Here is an 18,714-nt window from a genome sequence, read left to right as displayed (position 1 = left end):
ATAAGATTGCGAATATTTTAGCGGTTAAATATTTATATTGTGAATGGTGTTGTTTGTTTCTTATTGTCGAAAATCAGTGCAGTTATTTTTATTTTTTATATTTTATGCATATTTCAGAAAAATATCTTTTTTGAATATCTAGTTGAATATACAAAGTTGTGATTATTAATCTTATATGACTATTAAAAGTATAGAAGTAAGTACTATTTATTTCGTCAATATAATGTCAAAAGATCTTCAGTGTTAAGTTAATAAAAAAGGACGCTATATTAATAACGTCCTTTTGGAATCAATTTATTTAGCGAATTATTTAAAGCAGATCAGTTAGCTTAACTGCATCACCAATGTAGTTTGCAGGTGTTAGCTCTTTTAGACGTACTTTTTCATGTTCAGGTAATTCTAGACCATCAATGAATGTGCGCATGCCTTCACCATCAACACGCTTACCACGCGTTAGCTCTTTTAGCTTCTCATACGGCTTTTCAATTCCGTAGCGACGCATTACTGTTTGTACCGGCTCTGCTAGTACTTCCCAGTTGCGATCTAGTTCAGCTTCTAGTGCTGCTTGGTTAAGCTCAAGCTTGCTGATACCTTTTAGGGTTGATGTGTAAGCAATAATTGCATAACCACAACCAACACCTAGGTTACGTAATACTGTTGAATCAGTTAGATCACGCTGCCAGCGAGAAACCGGTAGTTTCTGCGCTAAGTGACCAAAGATCGCATTCGCTAAGCCAAGGTTACCTTCTGAGTTTTCAAAATCGATTGGGTTAACTTTATGTGGCATAGTTGAAGAGCCAATTTCGCCAGCAATCGTTTTTTGCTTAAAGTGACCTAAAGCAATGTAACCCCAAATATCACGATCAAAATCAAGCAAAATAGTGTTGAAACGGGCAAAGCCATCAAACAATTCTGCAATATAATCATGTGGTTCAATTTGAGTAGTGTAAGGGTTGAATGTGATCCCTAATGAAGTCACAAACTCTTCACTGTATTGGTGCCAATCAATATCAGGGTAAGCTGATAGATGAGCGTTGTAGTTACCAACAGCACCATTGATCTTACCAAGAATCTCAACGTTTTCGATTTGCTTATATTGACGTTCCATACGGTACGCCACGTTAGCCATTTCTTTACCCATTGTTGATGGAGAAGCAGGCTGACCGTGAGTACGAGTAAGCATTGGCATATCACGGTATTCGTTTGCTAGTGCCTTAATCGCATCAATAACATTACGCACTTCAGGTAGCATTACGCTTGTACGCGCTTCTGTTAGCATAAGTGCATGAGATAGGTTGTTGATATCCTCTGATGTACATGCAAAGTGAATAAATTCATTAACGGCATGCAATTCAGGAAGTTCTGCAACTTTTTCTTTTAGGAAGTATTCAACTGCCTTTACATCGTGGTTAGTTGTACGTTCGATTGTTTTAATACGAAGTGCATCTTGCTCACTAAACTCAGTAGCAATACGATCTAGAAAAGCATTCGCTTCTGTGCTGAATGCAGGAACTTCCACGATAGCATCAGTAGCGGCTAATTTTTGTAACCAACGGATTTCAACGATAGTACGGTATTTTAGTAAACCGAACTCACTAAAAATACTACGTAGTACGCTTGTTTTGCTTCCGTAACGGCCATCTACTGGGGAAACAGCTGTCAGTGCTGACAGTTCCATGTTGATCTCTCCTGGTTTATGAGGGTTAAAACAAAATTGATATTCAGCCTGATTTTTTCAGGCTGAATGGGAGTGAGCAATGCGTTAACTTAGTTGCGTGCGAGCAGGATTTTTGCTTGCTCTAGCATTTGCTTACGACCAAATAATAAATGGCGACGTTTACCGCCAACTTGACTCCACAGTACGGCACTACGTACAGCGGCAAGTAATAATGCCCGTACTCGATGCTGAACATGGGGGAGTTGTAATTGCGCTGGCGTACCTGATACTTGAATCCGTGGTCCTAATGGACTAATGATATCTAAGTAAATACTGGCAATATTACTCAGCATTTGCTCATCAAGTATTTCAAAATGCACCGTTTGACGCTTCAATGTACTAACACGATCACCCAGCTGTGCCATACTATCACGGCGAGCTGATAGTTTACGCTCAAGTGCCATAACGCCAACAAGATAACGTGTTATCTCACTGCCTGATGATGAACCATCAATGTCGCGTACCATCGATTCTAAACCGATACGTAAATCAGCTTCACTGCCATAGACACCTACTGTATTCGCAGGGTCAGTTGCCATGATGCTATTGAGCATAGTGGTTAATGCTGCTGAATCGCAATTGCCATTACGGGCAACGTCTTGAACTAATTTGACTGCTTGGCACATGCCTGCAAACGCAATCGTTCGATCATAAATAGAGTAAGCCACGCGCAAAAACTCCTTTAAATTCGCTCTTCAATAATGCCACCACCGAGACAGATTTCACCGTTATAGAATACGGCAGATTGTCCTGGTGTTACTGCAATTTGAGGCTCATCAAAAATCACTTTAATGGTTTCGTCATCCATCGGAATGATGGTACAAGGAAGATCTTGCTGACGGTAACGTGTTTTTACCGTACATGCCATTGTCTCACGGATTGGTTGACGATCGACCCAATGTAGTTGAGAAGCAATCAAACCATTTGATTTTAAACGAGGGTGATCTTTACCCTGGCCGACAATAAGCACATTACGTTCTAGATCTTTATCAACTACATACCATGCATCTTCAAGACCATTACCGCCTTTTTGACCACCAATATGTAAGCCTTTACGTTGGCCTAGAGTGTGGTACATCAGGCCTTGGTGTTCACCGATAACGAGACCGGTATCAGCAACCTCAATTTTACCCGGTTGAGCAGGAAGGTATTTACCTAAAAACTCAGTAAATTTACGTTCACCAATAAAACAAATACCGGTTGAATCTTTTTTCTTTGCAGTGATTAGACCTTGCTCTTCAGCAATACGACGGACTTCAGGTTTTTCAAGTTCACCTACAGGGAATAAACTGCGTGCAATTTGCTCGTAACCTAAGGTGTACAAGAAATAGCTTTGATCTTTATTATTATCGACACCGCGCAGCATTTGAGGTTTTTCACCTTCAGCTGTTGGGAAACTACGACGAGTATAATGACCCATTGCAATATAGTCGGCTGCAAGCACTTCATCGGCAAACTCAAGGAAGGCTTTAAATTTGATTTCTTTGTTGCACAAAATATCAGGGTTTGGTGTGCGACCTGCTTTGTATTCCTCAAGGAAGTACTCAAACACGTTATCCCAGTATTCAGCTGCAAAATTAATGGTGTGCAGTGTAATACCAAGTTTGTCACATACCGCTTGTGCATCAGCGAGATCTTCTGCAGCAGAGCAGTATTCGTCGTTATCGTCTTCTTCCCAGTTTTTCATAAACAGGCCTTCAACTTGATAACCTTGTTGAAGGAGCAGGTAAGCGGATACCGATGAATCTACGCCGCCGGACATGCCGACAATGACTTTCTTTTGGCTGTTATCAGACATATTTCTCTACTGTCGCTAATTTAGTGTTAAGGGCGTAATTCTAACAGAAACCCTGCGTCTGAAACAGATCGAGAGCAGAATCACACTCTAATAAATAATCGATAATGATAACGAGAGTGAAAATAATCCTATTGATGTTCCAAAAAAGTATTTAAAAACTGAATGCTATAAAAAAACGTCAACAGATTTTTATTAGAAATTCTGCAATAAAACCAAATAGCAAACGTTTGCTATTTGTCGTAATCATAGAGGATCTTAGTAAAAAAGTGTAGTTTTTTGTTGAGGAAAATAGTTTTACAGTATTGAAGGGAATAATGCGCCCTGATGTAAATCATAGAGCGCAAATAAGATGGCGACTAAATTACGCTTGAATTGGCGCGGGTAGGGTAATTTCTTTCCACTCGCCAGGCGCTAAATCTGCAACAGTCCATTGTGCCATTTGGTAACGAATTAAACGCAATGTTGGAAAACCAATATGGGCAGTCATACGACGAACTTGACGGTTACGACCTTCACGTAGCGTAATAGCAAGCCAAGTGGTTGGAATATTTTTACGTTCACGAATAGGAGGCGTTCGATCCCATATTTGTGGCGATTCGATCACGTCGACACCTGCGGGTAATGTCGGACCATCTTTCAATGTCACTCCATCACGCAATTGCTGTAAATCAGCTGCCGTTGGCGAACCTTCAACCTGTACCCAGTAGACTTTGGCTTGTTTTGATTGAGGCTGTGTTAAGCGTGCTTGCAAAATACCATCATTGGTCAAAACCAATAAGCCTTCACTGTCTTTATCTAAGCGTCCAGCAGGATAAACGTCTTTTACTGGAATAAAATCAGCTAAGGTACTATCGCCCGGTTCACCTGAAAATTGGGTCAGAGTGTTATAAGGTTTGTTAAATAAAATCACTTTTTGTGGTCCGCGAGGACGCTTTGGTTTATTTATTTTTCTTGACGCTCTTCGCTCATTATTGTCACGAAGAGGTTGACGTTTTGTGGTGTTTGGCTTCATAAATACGCGTTGTTGTAAGAGTTGATGAGTTAGACAATGGTATTATACGTGAAAAATTACATAATTGACGTATTGATAAAATTTAAAGTATGATTTGCTCGCCTCTTACAAAATGATAACAAATGGATGCCAGGAGATTTAAAATGGATAGTAAAGTAATTGTACCAACAGCCGGTCAGAAAATTACAGTAGACGCTGCTGGTAAATTGATTGTTCCTAATACCCCGATTATTCCGTACATCGAAGGTGACGGTATCGGGATTGATGTAAGTCCAGCAATGATTAAAGTTGTGGATGCCGCAGTTAAGAAAGCGTATGCCGGTGATCGTAAGATTGAGTGGATGGAAATCTACACCGGTGAGAAATCAACTCAAGTTTATGGTGATGACGCATGGCTTCCACAAGAAACTCTTGATTTTATTCGCGAATATAAAGTTGCAATTAAAGGCCCATTAACAACACCTGTTGGTGGCGGTATTCGTTCTCTTAACGTTGCATTACGTCAAGAGCTGGATCTTTATATTTGTGTACGTCCGGTACGTTATTTTGATGGCGTACCAAGCCCAGTGAAACGTCCTGAGTTAACTGACATGGTGATTTACCGTGAAAACTCTGAAGATATTTATGCTGGCGTTGAATTCCAAGCGGGCACTGCAGAAGCTGATAAAGTAATTCAGTTCCTTCAACAAGAAATGGGCGCGACTAAAATTCGTTTCCCACAACAGTGTGGTATTGGTATTAAACCTGTATCGGAAGCCGGAACTAAACGTCTAGTACGTGCCGCTATTCAATACACCATTGATAATGATCGTGATTCGTTAACTTTAGTTCATAAAGGTAACATCATGAAGTTCACTGAAGGTGCATTTAAGGATTGGGGTTACGATGTTGCGTTACAAGAATTCGGTGCTGAATTGCTTGATGGTGGGCCTTGGATGACATTAAAGAATCCAAACACAGGCAAAGAGATTGTAATTAAAGATTGTATTGCAGATGCTTTCCTACAGCAGATTCTACTGCGTCCTGAAGAGTATGATGTGATTGCAACCATGAACCTTAATGGTGATTACATTTCTGATGCATTAGCAGCTCAAGTGGGCGGTATTGGTATTGCACCTGGTGCCAATATTGGTGATGGTGTGGCATTGTTTGAAGCGACTCACGGCACAGCGCCTAAGTATGCCGGTCAAGATAAAGTTAACCCTGGCTCATTGATTCTTTCTGCTGAAATGATGCTACGTCATATGGGTTGGACAGAAGCGGCTGACTTGATTATTAGCTCAATGGAAGCGGCAATAAGTAATAAGACGGTAACGTATGATTTTGAACGTCTAATGGACGGCGCTAATCTGCGTAAATGTTCTGAATTTGCTGATGATATGATTGAACAAATGTAATTGTTAGCGCAATTTAGAAACCATATCAGGCTCAGCATTTGCTGGGCCTTTTTTATCGCTATAGCATAATGATTAAACTGTTAGCTTATAAGTTTTGTATAGAGCTTAAGTGTCGGTAAAATCATCAAATCTATCATACTCTCGTGCGCTAACTCTCAAACAGGCAACATGATAATTATCTGATATAGGCAACGAATAAAAATTGGCATAGGATAGAAGTATGTTCGATATGTTTATTTTTTGTTAAGATTATTGTTTTTTTGCCACATTTTAAAGAATGACACGTTGGTTTTTTTATGCGGCTTTTATTCATTTTTTTAGCGAGGGGAGTGACAATATTTTTTTGTTGGTAAGAAAAGTGGTTGAGTGAAATTAGACCTAAGTAGTGAATAACGCTCGATGAGAGTCGAAGTTGGTGAGTAATTGGTATATTGTATAAGAAATTGAGTTATTTGATTTCGAATAAACAAATAAAAGGCGGCATAACCCACCTTTTAATGTGCAATTAATATTGGTATCGCTTATTTGGCTAAGTCGCCTTCTGCGGGAACAATAGCACTTGCATGGTAACCTTTAGGGCCAGTTTGAACTTCGTAGTTCACTTGTTGACCTGCCTTAAGTGTTCGGTAACCATCCATCTGGATTGTTGAATAGTGAGCGAAAATATCGTCTTCACCTTCTTCGGGGCAGATGAAGCCAAATCCTTTGGCGTTATTGAACCATTTCACTGTACCTGTTGCCATGCTATACATCCTTTTTGCATTCAATTTCCATTTGACATTAGTTGAACACTCAGTAATTCTGATTGCATACTAATGCGATTTTGATGCAGATTATATCTACTACAATTTACAATGTAGTAAAATAAACTAGTCAGTCAAGTATTGTTTGTAACATTTTGGTAAAATCTTTATTAACTTGGCTATAGCCAGCTCACGAATGAATGAACTAAGATAAAACTATGAGTAAGTTATACGAATGGATGAATCCTGAATCTGATGTACTGGATAAGGAAGAAATCCAAGTTAAGCCGCCATCGATGTATAAAGTAATTTTAAACAATGATGATTACACACCGATGGATTTTGTAATTGATGTGTTACAAACATTTTTTTCCATGGATTTGGAAAAGGCTTCTCAGTTAATGCTCGCGGTACATTATGAAGGTAAAGCCATTTGTGGCACCTTTACCGCAGAAGTAGCAGAAACGAAAGTTGCGCAAGTAACGATGTACGCACGGGAAAATGAACACCCGTTGTTATGTACGATGGAAAAAGCATAATCTTTTTCCGGCACGCCATATTGAGTGGTTTTTAGGGGAGGTGCCTTATGCTAAATAAAGAACTTGAAGCGAGCCTGAACGGTGCATTTGCCCGTGCCAGAGAAAAGCGTCATGAGTTTATGACGGTAGAACATTTACTGATGGCTCTATTAGATAATGTAGCCACACAAGAAGCACTCTTAGCATGTCGCGCTGATCTTGACGTATTGCGCAAAGAGTTAGATTCTTTTATTGAACAAACAACACCCTTGATTCCAGCGGATGACGAAAGCCGTGAAACTCAACCAACATTGAGTTTTCAACGAGTATTACAGCGTGCAGTGTTTCATGTGCAGTCATCGGGTCGAAGTGAAGTTACGGGTGCAAACGTATTAGTTGCGATTTTTAGCGAGCAAGAGTCGCACGCCGCATATCTACTTAAGAAAAGTGATATTAGTCGTCTTGATGTGGTGAATTTTATTTCTCATGGCACTGTTAAAGGCAGCGATAATGATGATATTAATCCATCAGAGACGGGTAATACGGAAGAACAACGTGCAGAGCAGAGTTCTGACGATAAACTTGAGAATTTTGCCACCAATCTTAACCTACTTGCGAAATCAGGCGGTATTGATCCGCTGATTGGTCGAGATAAAGAGCTTGAGCGAACAGTACAGGTACTTTGTCGTCGTCGTAAAAACAACCCATTATTAGTGGGTGAGGCTGGGGTGGGTAAAACAGCTATTGCAGAAGGTCTTGCGTGGCGTATTGTTGAAGGCCAAGTGCCCGAAATTATTCAAGACTGTGTGATTTATTCACTTGATATTGGTTCGCTATTGGCGGGCACTAAGTATCGTGGTGATTTTGAGAAGCGTTTTAAAGGTATTTTAAAGCAGCTTGAAAAAGAAGATCATGCGATTTTGTTCATTGATGAAATTCATACCATCATTGGTGCAGGTGCAGCATCAGGTGGTCAAGTGGATGCGGCTAACTTACTCAAACCACTATTAAGTAGCGGTAAGTTGCGCTGTATGGGTTCAACAACCTATCAAGAATACAGCAACATTTTTGAGAAAGAGCGTGCATTGTCACGTCGTTTCCAAAAAATTGATGTGGTTGAGCCATCATTAGATGACACCACTAAAATTTTGATGGGCTTAAAATCAAAATATGAAGCTCACCACGAAGTTCGTTTTACCAATAAAGCAATTCGTGCCGCGGTTGAGTTATCGGCTAAATACATTAATGAGCGTCATCTACCAGATAAAGCCATTGACGTTATTGATGAAGCGGGCGCACGTTGTCGTTTAGCTCCTGCGAGTCGCCGTAAAAAAACGGTTAACGTTGGTGATATCGAAGCGATGATTGCTAAGATGGCTCGTATTCCAGAGAAATCAATCTCAAGCAGTGATCGTGATGTTTTACAGACACTTGATAGCCGCTTGAAAATGTTGGTATTTGGTCAAGACAGTGCGATTGATGTATTAACAGAAGCTATTAAGTTAAGCCGTGCAGGATTAAGTGCTGATAACAAACCAGTTGGTTCGTTCTTATTTGCAGGCCCTACAGGTGTGGGTAAAACGGAAGTTACGGTACAGTTAGCACGCACAATGGGCATTGAGCTGTTACGTTTTGATATGTCAGAGTACATGGAACGTCATACAGTGAGCCGCTTAATTGGTGCGCCTCCTGGTTATGTTGGTTATGATCAAGGTGGTTTATTAACTGACGCTGTTATCAAAAACCCACATTCAGTGGTATTACTAGATGAGATTGAAAAAGCGCACCCTGATGTATTCAATTTGCTATTACAAGTGATGGATAACGGTACGCTAACAGATAACAATGGCCGTAAAGCTGATTTCCGTAATGTTATTTTTGTAATGACAACCAATGCCGGTGTAACGGAAACGGTACGTAAATCAATTGGTCTTATTCAACAAGATCATAGCCATGATGCAATGGCTGAGATTAAACGGGTCTTTACGCCAGAATTCCGTAACCGTCTTGATAATATCATTTGGTTTAATCATCTTGAGAAAGACATTATTGGCCAAGTGGTTGATAAATTTATCGTAGAACTGCAAGCACAACTCGATGCTCGTGGTGTCTCTATGGAAGTGTCTGAGCGTGCACGTGAGTGGATGTCAGATAAAGGCTATGATAAGGCGATGGGTGCTCGTCCAATGGCGCGTGTGATTCAAGAGAACCTTAAAAAGCCACTTGCGAATGAATTGTTGTTTGGTTCATTAGTGAATGGTGGTTCGGTGCGTGTTGATTTCATTGATGGCGAATTAGATTTTCAGTTCAGCAGTGAGATGGAAGCCGCGCATTAAGTTAATACTTTAGCGAAAGAGTAATAAACAAAAACGCCGTAGATAGTAACAACTATCTGCGGCGTTTTTATGTTTGACTACTTGTTACCATCGCCTGTCAAAATAAAACCCAGCAAAAGGCTGGGTTTTATTTGCAGCACTAATCTTTTAGAGAAAGATTAACGTGCGCGGAAGACGATGCGACCTTTAGTTAGATCGTAAGGAGTCAGTTCCACAGTTACTTTGTCGCCAGTAAGGATACGGATGTAGTTTTTACGCATCTTACCAGAGATGTGAGCAGTAACAACGTGACCGTTTTCCAGCTCAACACGGAACATAGTATTTGGTAGTGTATCTAGTACAGTACCAGCCATTTCAATTACGTCTTCTTTTGCCATTGAATCCTCTTAGGCTACCAGCCATTCATCTTGATCGGGCTGGATAATGCCTTGAAACTGTTTGAGTGTAAAGTTTAGGACGTAATTTTACCCTTGCCAGTTGTTTTTGTCAGCTATTGTTCGCGATTAATCTATTTTTTCTCAGTAAATTAACAAAAGCAGATGTAACCCATTCCTGTTTTGCGGCTAATTTAACCGTTTTGTGTGTTTTAACTACTTAACTAATCCACTCACCATGAATTAATTTTTGATGAGGGATAAAGCGAACTTTGTAATTCATCTCACGGCATTGGTCTATTTGATAGCCAGGGTAAAGCCACTGACGTTGAGTTTGACGGCAAACTTCAATTTGTAACAGTACGCACAATGTGCCTAATGAAAGTTTATGCTCTGGCTCAAAAAAGCTATAAACGGCACTGAGTGAGTCAGTAAAAACATCGGTAACAGCAATAGCAATTAATTGATTGTTTTCATAAAGGTGCAAGAATGCAGTATTCATCCACGGCGCAGTAATAAAATCAAAAAATTGCTGTTTATTGGCTGGAAACATTGAGCCGCTAGCATGACGAACATTAATGTAACGCTCATATAATTCAAACCAATTAGGGTCTAATTGTTGTTTAAATTGCCACTGTAATTTTTTGAGTTGATTTTGTTGGCGTTTTTGACTTTTAGAGGGCGTGAAATGAGTACAATCAACCCGTAGTGGCGTACATGCATTACAATTTTTGCACATCGGTTTATAGATAATGCTGCCACTGCGGCGATAGCCTGAACTAATTAATAGATCATAGCCATTAGGGTTGAGCCAAGGTTGATCCATTACCACGCCAAGTTGATCGCGTTGCTGTGGTAAGTAATTGCAGTCACTTTCAGGTGTAAGGCCGAGCTGTAAGGATAATTCTTTCATTATTAATTCGTTATAACACCAAAGTTTGTGGATGATAACAGGCTGCGGGTAAGGCAATATCGCGTTGTTGATGCAGTAGGCTTAAAAAGTGCTGTCGATCTAATTCACTAGCTCCTAAAGAAGCGAGATGTGGATTCATCATTTGGCAATCAATTAACTGGCCGCCATGGAGATTAAAATGATGACAGAAATACCATAACGCAATTTTTGAAGCGTTATCTGCGAGTGAAAACATAGATTCACCACAAAAAATGCTACCGACAGCGATGCCATAAAAACCACCGACTAATTGTTGATCTTGCCATACTTCAACCGAATGGCAATTGCCTTGATCATGCAATGTTTGGTAAGCGTTAATCATTGTTTCAGTGATCCAGGTCTGATTCGGGCCACGAGATTCAGCACAGTGGCGGATCACTGCATGGCATGCATGATTGAGTGTAATTCGATAAGGGTTTTTTCGCATAAATTTACGCAAACTTTTACTTGGCGTAAACTGTTGTGGAATAAAAATGCCTCGCGGATTGGGGCTCCACCATAAAATAGGTTCACCTTGTGAGTACCATGGAAAAATACCGTGTCGATAAGCCTGACGTAGACGTTGAGGGCTAAGATCACCACCAAAGGCCAATAAACCATTTGGTTCTGTGCGAGCTGTATTAGGATCTGGGAACTGTAATGATGCAGGATCAATTTCAGGAATATAAATCGTCATTTGTTATCAACTACATGGGTCTCAAAAAACTACTGCAATCAATATAACATTTAACGACAGATAAAAAAAACGCCGATAATCACAATCGATTATCGGCGCTATATGGCGTATTAGTGAGTTAATTGATGCTTAAATGCGACGACATAATTCTGCATATCGACCATTTTGTGCCAGCAATTGTTGATGCTGACCACGTTCAATGATCTCACCTTCATCCATTAAGCAAATTTGATCCATACTATCGAGACCAACAAGACGGTGAGTAATAAATACCACCGTTTTATGTTTGGCAAACTCTAGTAATAAGTCCAGTATTTGCTGCTCAGTACGACGATCAAGCCCTTCAGTTGGTTCATCTAATAATAGAATCGGTGCGTCATGAAGTAGGGCACGAGCGATACCAATACGGCGACGCTCACCACCAGAAATATGACGGCCACCATCACCAAGCCAAGTATCTAAGCCTTTATCATCAAGTAAGCTCTTAAGACCAACTTTTTCCAGTGCAGCGACCAATTGTTCATCGCTAGCATCAGGTTTTGCTAAGATTAAATTCTCACGTAATGAGCCATTAAAGACATCAACTCGTTGGCTGACGACAGTAATCGCATTTCGTAATGCAGGCTCGCTCCAACGAGTGAGATCGACGCCATCAATAAGGATTTGGCCTTGTTGAGGATCCCAGCTACGAGTCAATAATTGTAATAACGTTGACTTACCACAGCCAGTACGACCAAGTAGCGCCAGCTTTTCACCGCGTTTAATCTCAAGCGATAAGTGCTTAACAACCGGTTGATCACTGCCATAATAGGTGTAGCTAATATTATTAAGGCTAATATCACCGTTAACAACCGCAGTATGACCGTTAGGATCAAATACTGTGTCAGGGGTAGCTTCAATAATTTCATTAAGACGTTTTGCTGATGATAATGTTTGGCCTAAGTATTGGAAAGCGCCCGCGACTGGCATCATCATTTCAAAACTAGCCATAGTGGTAAATGCGACCATCGCCACGAAAGGATCGGGTGCGTTACCGGCAATACCGTTGGCTGCAATCCACATAATCAGCACTAATGTCCAGCCTGTTGCCGCCATTAATAGACCATTAGCAATACCGGTTAAGCTCGCCATTTTCCTCTGCGCATCAAGCAGTTTATCTTGCTCTGCTTCAGCTTGTTGACGGTAACGCTGTTCGGCATTAAACAGTAATAATTCAGCGTGTCCCTGAATCCAGTCTAACAGCGTGATACGGTAGTTGGCTTTCGCGTGAGTAAGAGTTTCACCATTGCGCTTACCTAAACGGTAAAAAACAATCGGTAAAATAATCATTAACGTCAGTAAAATACCACCAAGAGTAAAACCAATAGTGGGATCAAACCAAGCCAGAAAACCAGTAACAATGATAATGCCTAATATGCCGATCACCAGTGGGCTGACTAAGCGTAAATAAACATGATCCATTGCATCAACATCAGCGACTAAACGGTTGAGTAAATCAGCATCACGTAAATTAGCATGGCGACCAGGAATTAACGGTGTTAGCTTACGGAAAAAGAATAACCGTAAGTCAGCCAATAGCTTAAAGGTAGCATTGTGGCTAACTACACGCTCACCCCAGCGTCCAGCCGTACGTGCCATTGAAAAGCCTCGTACACCAGCACCAGGTAACATGTAGTTAAAGGTTTGACGACCAATAATACTGAGACCCGCTACCGCAGAAGCTGCAATAAACCAACCGGATAAGGTCAGTAGGCTAATAGCAGACAATAGTGTTAATAAACCTAAAATCATGCCTAAAGTTAAACCGAACCAGTGCTTGCGGTAGAGTTTAAGGTAAGGGATTAAATCACGCATCGAGATCCCTCTTATCTGTATGAGTGAGCATTTCAGCGAGTAAACCTTGATGACTAATGGTCTCAAAGCTACCGTTCTGAACTAATTTACCGTTATCCATCACCAAAATACGCTGCATAGCATGTAATTGATCAAGGCGGTGACTGACCATTAAGGTCGTGCGGTTAGTAACAGCTAACGCTAAACTTTCTAATACTAAGCGTTCACTATTAGCATCAAGGCTGGCGGTAGGCTCATCGAGCAGCCAAAAAGCGCCGTTTTGTAACATCGCACGCGCAACAGCAATACGTTGTGCCTGACCAACAGATAAACCACCAGAACGATCACCAACATGATGTTCGTAGCCTTTTTCAAGACGCTGAATAAATTCATCGGCATAAGCTTGGCGAGCAACTTGATCGACATCGTTATCACTTGCACTAGGGTTACCTAATGTAATGTTGTCGCGTACCGTACCATGAACTAATAACGGGTTTTGACCGACCCAACTGATGGCTTGACGCCATTGATCATGTTTAAGTTGGTTGAGTTCAACATCGTTGATTTTAATACTGCCGCGGTAAGGTAAAAAGCCGAGCAAGGCATTCAGTAAACTGGTTTTACCCGCGCCACTTGGGCCTACGAGTGCCACATGTTCATTGGTATTAATGCTAAAGCTTAACGGTCCTGCTAATACTTGCCCTTCGGGGCTAAGCACTTCGAGATCAGTAACGCTAATATGAATGGCATTAGGTGTTGGTAACGGTGTATCACCATTGCTCATTTCGTCAGCTTCAATATTTAAGAACTCAACAATGGACTCTGCCGCACCAATGGCTTGTGCTTTGGCGTGGTAGAAAGTACCAAGATCACGTAATGGCTGATAAAATTCAGGCGCCAGCACCAACACGAATAAACCAGTAAATAATGAAACTGGTACACCGTAATTACCAAAGTTGAGCTCGCCAATGAATGCAAAACCAAAATAGACTGCAACAATCGCAACAGAAATGGCAGAGAAGAACTCTAACACCGCCGATGATAGAAAGGCTAAGCGCAGAACTTCCATGGTGCGTTTACGTAATACGTGTGAAGCGGCATCAAGATTTTCAGCTTCAGCATCAACACGATTGAATAATCGTAGGGTTGATAAACCTTGTAAACGATCATAAAAGTGACCAGATAAACGTTGTAATGCTTTAAAGTTACGACGGTTAGCATCTGCTGCGCCTAAACCTACTAATGCCATAAAAAATGGCACTAATGGCGCAGTAATAAGGAAGATTAAACCTGCTGCCCAGTTAAGTGGGAATACCACCACTAAAATAACCACAGGAATCAATACTGCCAGTGACATTTGGGGTAGATAGCGCGCGAAGAAATCTTGCATTTCTTCAACTTGTTCAAGCACTAAACTTGCCCATACACCTGCAGGTTTACCTTTAATATAGGCAGGACCGAGATTTTGTAAGCGGTTGAGGATTAATTGGCGAATATGGAGTCGAATTTGTTCACCACAACGATAGCCACAAACTTCTCGTCCCCAGCTACATAATGCGCGTAAACCTATAATAACAATAAGCCCAACAAACTGATTCACAAGCTGATACTTATCCGTATGCTCGATGATCAATTGATGCAGAATATTGGCTAATAAAGCCGCTTGCCCGATAAGCAATAATCCCGAAGTAAACCCTAATCCAATACTGAACATCATCCAGCGTTTGGCGAGCTTACTTTGGGATTTTAACCATTTGGTCAAATCGCGTTGTAATTGTTTATCCATATAAATAAGGTTTCATTACGGTATTTATGGTGGGTCGCTCTTACAACAATATGGTTGAGATTTATATTGCTGTAAGGAAAAAAAAGCCACTATATAAATAGTCGCTTTATGGTATTTATTATTGGTCAGCTAACGCATCTAAATAACGTTCTGCATCAAGGGCTGCCATACAACCAGTACCGGCAGAAGTGATCGCTTGACGATAGGTATGATCCATCACATCACCAGCAGCAAAAATACCCTCAACACTGGTTTGAGTTGCATTGCCGTGAAGACCTGATTGGACTTTAATATAGCCATTTTCCATCTCAAGTTGACCGTCAAAGATGGCTGTATTTGGCTGGTGGCCAATGGCAATAAAGACGCCCATTACTTCAAGCTCTTCAGTTGCCTCAGATTGAGTATCTTTAAGACGTAAGCCCGTTACACCCATGTCGTCACCTAACACTTCTTCAAGGGTACGATCTGTGTGCAAAATGATATTGCCGTTCGCTACTTTATCCATCAGACGATTAATTAAAATTTTCTCTGAACGGAAACTATCACGACGGTGAACAAGGTGGACTTCTGCGGCGATATTTGACAGATATAATGCTTCTTCAACGGCAGTGTTACCACCACCAATAACGGCAACTTTTTGGTTACGGTAGAAGAAACCATCACAGGTTGCACACGCTGAAACCCCACGGCCTTTAAAGGCTTCTTCAGAATCTAGACCGATGTATTTAGCTGATGCGCCAGTTGAGATAATTAATGCATCACAAGTGTATTCACCGGTTTCACCTTTGAGGCGGAATGGTCGTTGGCTAAAATCAGTTTCGCTAATAAAATCAGTAATGATTTCAGTATCAAATTTTTCCGCATGTGCTTTCATGCGATCCATTAATGCAGGGCCTGTTAGCTCGTCTGCGTCACCTGGCCAATTTTCTATTTCTGTAGTAGTGGTAAGTTGACCACCTTGCTGCATACCAGTGATCATGACTGGTGATAGGTTTGCACGTGCTGCATAAACAGCCGCTGTGTAACCTGCAGGTCCAGAACCAAGGATGAGTAGTTCACAATGTTTTACGTTACTCATTTTTTCTCCAGGCTGAATATTATTATTATGGAAGACTGATTGTAGGTAAATTGCAGTCGTAAAGGAAGAGGATGTAAGACAATCAATAATCTGTTAACACTATTGAAGCTAAGCCCAAAAAGTTTGATTACGCTTGAATAGCTTTAAATTAGAGATGTTATATAGATCACAAAAATACCGTAGCAAAGGGCTTTTTTGAAGTGTTAAAAGTGAAAAGTCAGATCGTGATAATTTGATCTAGCACAAGCTTCCATAAGAAAAATAGCCCATAAAAGACATTTTAATTTTGCGAATAATAGCGCGATAGTAACGGATTTAACTATTTGATATCAGATTAAAAATGCCAATAAGTTGAGTTATGTTAATATATTGGTGTTGATGTAATAATTTACTTTGATAATCTGTTTGGTTTTGGTACAAATGGTTAAATGTTTGTTTTTGATTGGCTGATTTCAGGATAATCCTCGTATGACGAAGAGTAATCGCCATCACAAAATTGAAAGACAATTAAACAATTATTGTGAGTAAATAGCATGATCGTCTGATCTTTATCACTGATTGTTTGACTATTAGAGTATTTGATTCTAAAAATAGATAAGATGTAGTATATTTTTTTGCAAGGAAGTGAGAAGGTGGAATAAAAAATGGTAGATACCAAAAAGAAACCATCCAAGGAATTGGATCGCATCGACCGTAATATTTTGAATGAACTTCAAAAAGACGGTCGAATTTCAAACGTAGAGCTTTCAAAGCGTGTTGGTCTATCGCCAACGCCGTGTCTAGAACGTGTACGTCGTTTAGAGCGCCAAGGCTATATCAGTGGTTATACAGCATTATTAAATCCACAGTTTCTTGATGCCTCATTATTGGTTTTTGTTGAGATCACCTTAAACCGTGGTGCGCCAGACGTTTTTGAACAGTTTAATAAATCAGTACAAGAGCTAGAAGATATTCAAGAGTGTCATTTAGTATCTGGTGATTTTGACTACTTGTTGAAAACACGTGTATCAGACATGTCAGCTTACCGTAAATTGCTTGGCGAAACGCTATTACGTCTTCCGGGTGTTAATGACACTCGTACTTATGTTGTTATGGAAGAAGTTAAGCAAAGCAATAACTTGGTTATCAAAACTCGATAAATCGTCGCGTTTTAATTGCTGTAAGATTGTAAATATACACATACACCCTGAATGACATCATTGTTATTCAGGGTGTATTTGTTTATACGGAATAAAAATAGTAATTGCTGATTAATCACTCAAATGAACCCATGAATTGACATAATGATGAATTTATTTGAGAACTGACCGTCTAAAATAAGTAAGGACTAGCCGTTTGAGATAGTTAGCTTTTATTACTTAGAAGATATTGCTTACCATTAAAAAAATTTTTATTTTAAAGGGCGACGAACACAGACAATGTGGTCTTTTAGTATAGAATGATGGCATTAAGACATTTACTTTATATTTGTGAGTTTGCCAACGGTATCGCTCGGTATTGAATACTGTATTGTTATTAACCGTAATACAGCATTGGTAGCTGAAAATATCAGCACTTTGGTAAAATATTCGAATTTGATAGAAACACCGGAGTTATTCTTGAGGAAGTTTAAAGGTAAAAAACTGCCCAAAATGCGTTTATCAGGTTGGCAACGCATTGTTGAAGGTTTTTTGATCATCAGTATTTTAGTTGCCATTTATATGATGGTTGCGCTAGTCACATTTAATCCTGCCGATCCTTCTTGGTCACAAACCGCTTGGGAAGGTGTAGTTCAAAATAAAGCCGGTTCATTTGGTGCATTAGTAGCAGATACTCTGTTCTTTATTTTTGGGTCTCTGGCCTACATTATTCCTATTGTTTTAGTATTACTCGGTTGGTTTATTTATCATCACCGCAGCAAAATACTGTCACTGGATTTTATGGTTTACGGTACGCGCTGGTTAGGATTAATGCTATTAGTGCTAAGTAGCTGTGGATTGGCTGATCTTAACTTTGATGATATTTGGTATTTCTCATCGGGCGGTGTCATTGGTGATGTTGTTGCCAATATATCGTTGCCACTGCTCAATGTATTAGGGGCAACCTTGCTACTCATGTTTGCATGGGCAATTGGGTTTACCTTATTTACGGGGGTTTCATGGGTAACGATTGTCGATCAGTTAGGTGCAAAGACACTCTCAGGTTTAACCTGGATATTAAATAAAGTACGTTCAGATAAACATGAAATCATGCGTCCATTTGCGGCTGATATCGCTGCTGAGTCCGATATGCCTTATGCTCAGCATTTTAATAATAGCGACAACGACGATCAGGATGATTTACTATTATCATCTTATACCACTTCGTCAGCTGTTGAATCTGCACATGGACACGCGTTTGAGCGTAAAGACCCTGTTTATGCGCCATCAAACGCCACCCCAATTATTCGTTCATCTTCAGTTGCAACGGTTAGCGATCCGCTAATGACGCCTGTTGTTGAACAAGCAGCGCCACC

16 protein-coding genes are annotated in these 18,714 nt (G+C 40.3%); 5 read left to right on the top strand and 11 right to left on the bottom strand.

Translation table 11 applies throughout. The annotated features are described in order from the left end of the window. Positions 1-310 precede the first annotated feature (310 nt). The 4 genes from purB to BTN98_RS07940 form a co-directional block, all read right to left on the bottom strand. On the bottom strand, positions 311-1,678 hold the full coding sequence (gene purB, locus BTN98_RS07955) for an adenylosuccinate lyase (RefSeq protein ID WP_060998197.1): 1,368 nt from the start codon (positions 1,676-1,678) through the stop codon (positions 311-313). Between the two features lie 89 nt (positions 1,679-1,767). Next, entirely contained in the window at positions 1,768-2,385 is a 618-nt protein-coding gene (gene hflD, locus BTN98_RS07950) for a high frequency lysogenization protein HflD (protein ID WP_060998198.1), read from the bottom strand. Positions 2,386-2,399: 14 nt separating this feature from the next. Next, positions 2,400-3,515, bottom strand: coding sequence for a tRNA 2-thiouridine(34) synthase MnmA (mnmA, locus tag BTN98_RS07945; protein WP_060998199.1), 1,116 nt, complete (start codon positions 3,513-3,515; stop codon positions 2,400-2,402). 361 nt (positions 3,516-3,876) lie between these two features. Further along, a complete protein-coding gene (locus tag BTN98_RS07940) occupies positions 3,877-4,527 on the bottom strand; it encodes a pseudouridine synthase (RefSeq protein WP_060998200.1) in 651 nt (216 codons plus the stop codon). A gap of 143 nt (positions 4,528-4,670) precedes the next feature. On the opposite strand from BTN98_RS07940, the gene icd reads away from it, so the two are divergent. Next, positions 4,671-5,924 carry an NADP-dependent isocitrate dehydrogenase gene (icd, locus tag BTN98_RS07935; RefSeq protein WP_060998201.1) on the top strand — a complete coding sequence of 418 codons (1,254 nt, stop codon included), beginning with the start codon at positions 4,671-4,673 and terminating at the stop codon, positions 5,922-5,924. 521 nt (positions 5,925-6,445) lie between these two features. On the opposite strand, the gene cspD is transcribed toward icd, so the two are convergent. Beyond that, positions 6,446-6,667, bottom strand: coding sequence for a cold shock domain-containing protein CspD (gene cspD, locus BTN98_RS07930; protein WP_060998202.1), 222 nt, complete (start codon positions 6,665-6,667; stop codon positions 6,446-6,448). A gap of 218 nt (positions 6,668-6,885) precedes the next feature. Between cspD and clpS the strand changes: the two genes are divergently transcribed. Beyond that, entirely contained in the window at positions 6,886-7,206 is a 321-nt protein-coding gene (clpS, locus tag BTN98_RS07925; protein WP_060998203.1) for an ATP-dependent Clp protease adapter ClpS, read from the top strand. A 47-nt stretch (positions 7,207-7,253) separates the two neighbouring features. Continuing rightward, on the top strand, positions 7,254-9,521 hold the full coding sequence (clpA, locus tag BTN98_RS07920) for an ATP-dependent Clp protease ATP-binding subunit ClpA (protein WP_087820849.1): 2,268 nt from the start codon (positions 7,254-7,256) through the stop codon (positions 9,519-9,521). Between the two features lie 158 nt (positions 9,522-9,679). On the opposite strand, the gene infA is transcribed toward clpA, so the two are convergent. The 6 genes from infA to trxB all read right to left on the bottom strand — a co-directional run bounded on the left by infA (position 9,680) and on the right by trxB (position 16,220). Continuing rightward, positions 9,680-9,898, bottom strand: coding sequence for a translation initiation factor IF-1 (gene infA, locus BTN98_RS07915; RefSeq protein WP_005368778.1), 219 nt, complete (start codon positions 9,896-9,898; stop codon positions 9,680-9,682). A 217-nt stretch (positions 9,899-10,115) separates the two neighbouring features. Next, the gene (locus BTN98_RS07910) at positions 10,116-10,808 is read right to left on the bottom strand and encodes an arginyltransferase (protein WP_060998205.1); all 693 of its coding nucleotides are present in this window, start codon (positions 10,806-10,808) and stop codon (positions 10,116-10,118) included. 10 nt (positions 10,809-10,818) lie between these two features. After that, entirely contained in the window at positions 10,819-11,523 is a 705-nt protein-coding gene (gene aat / locus BTN98_RS07905; protein ID WP_060998206.1) for a leucyl/phenylalanyl-tRNA--protein transferase, read from the bottom strand. A 129-nt stretch (positions 11,524-11,652) separates the two neighbouring features. Further along, complete coding sequence (gene cydC, locus BTN98_RS07900; RefSeq protein WP_060998207.1) at positions 11,653-13,377, bottom strand: heme ABC transporter ATP-binding protein/permease CydC; 1,725 nt, start codon at positions 13,375-13,377, stop codon at positions 11,653-11,655. Next, a complete protein-coding gene (cydD, locus tag BTN98_RS07895; RefSeq protein WP_060998208.1) occupies positions 13,370-15,142 on the bottom strand; it encodes a heme ABC transporter permease/ATP-binding protein CydD in 1,773 nt (590 codons plus the stop codon). Before cydD ends, cydC begins: the two co-directional genes overlap by 8 nt. 118 nt (positions 15,143-15,260) lie before the next feature. Next, positions 15,261-16,220, bottom strand: coding sequence for a thioredoxin-disulfide reductase (gene trxB, locus BTN98_RS07890; protein WP_060998209.1), 960 nt, complete (start codon positions 16,218-16,220; stop codon positions 15,261-15,263). Between the two features lie 644 nt (positions 16,221-16,864). Between trxB and lrp the strand changes: the two genes are divergently transcribed. After that, positions 16,865-17,359, top strand: coding sequence for a leucine-responsive transcriptional regulator Lrp (lrp, locus tag BTN98_RS07885; protein ID WP_005368765.1), 495 nt, complete (start codon positions 16,865-16,867; stop codon positions 17,357-17,359). A gap of 459 nt (positions 17,360-17,818) precedes the next feature. Further along, a partial coding sequence (locus BTN98_RS07880; protein WP_338090206.1) for a DNA translocase FtsK 4TM domain-containing protein occupies positions 17,819-18,714 on the top strand: 896 nt, incomplete at its 3' end.

The sequence above is a fragment of the Photobacterium aquimaris genome, from assembly GCF_002954455.1.
GTDB classification, from domain to species: Bacteria; Pseudomonadota; Gammaproteobacteria; order Enterobacterales; family Vibrionaceae; genus Photobacterium; species Photobacterium aquimaris.
The sequence above is the reverse complement of the archived record's forward strand: the minus strand, read 5'-3'. Positions and strand labels throughout refer to the sequence as shown.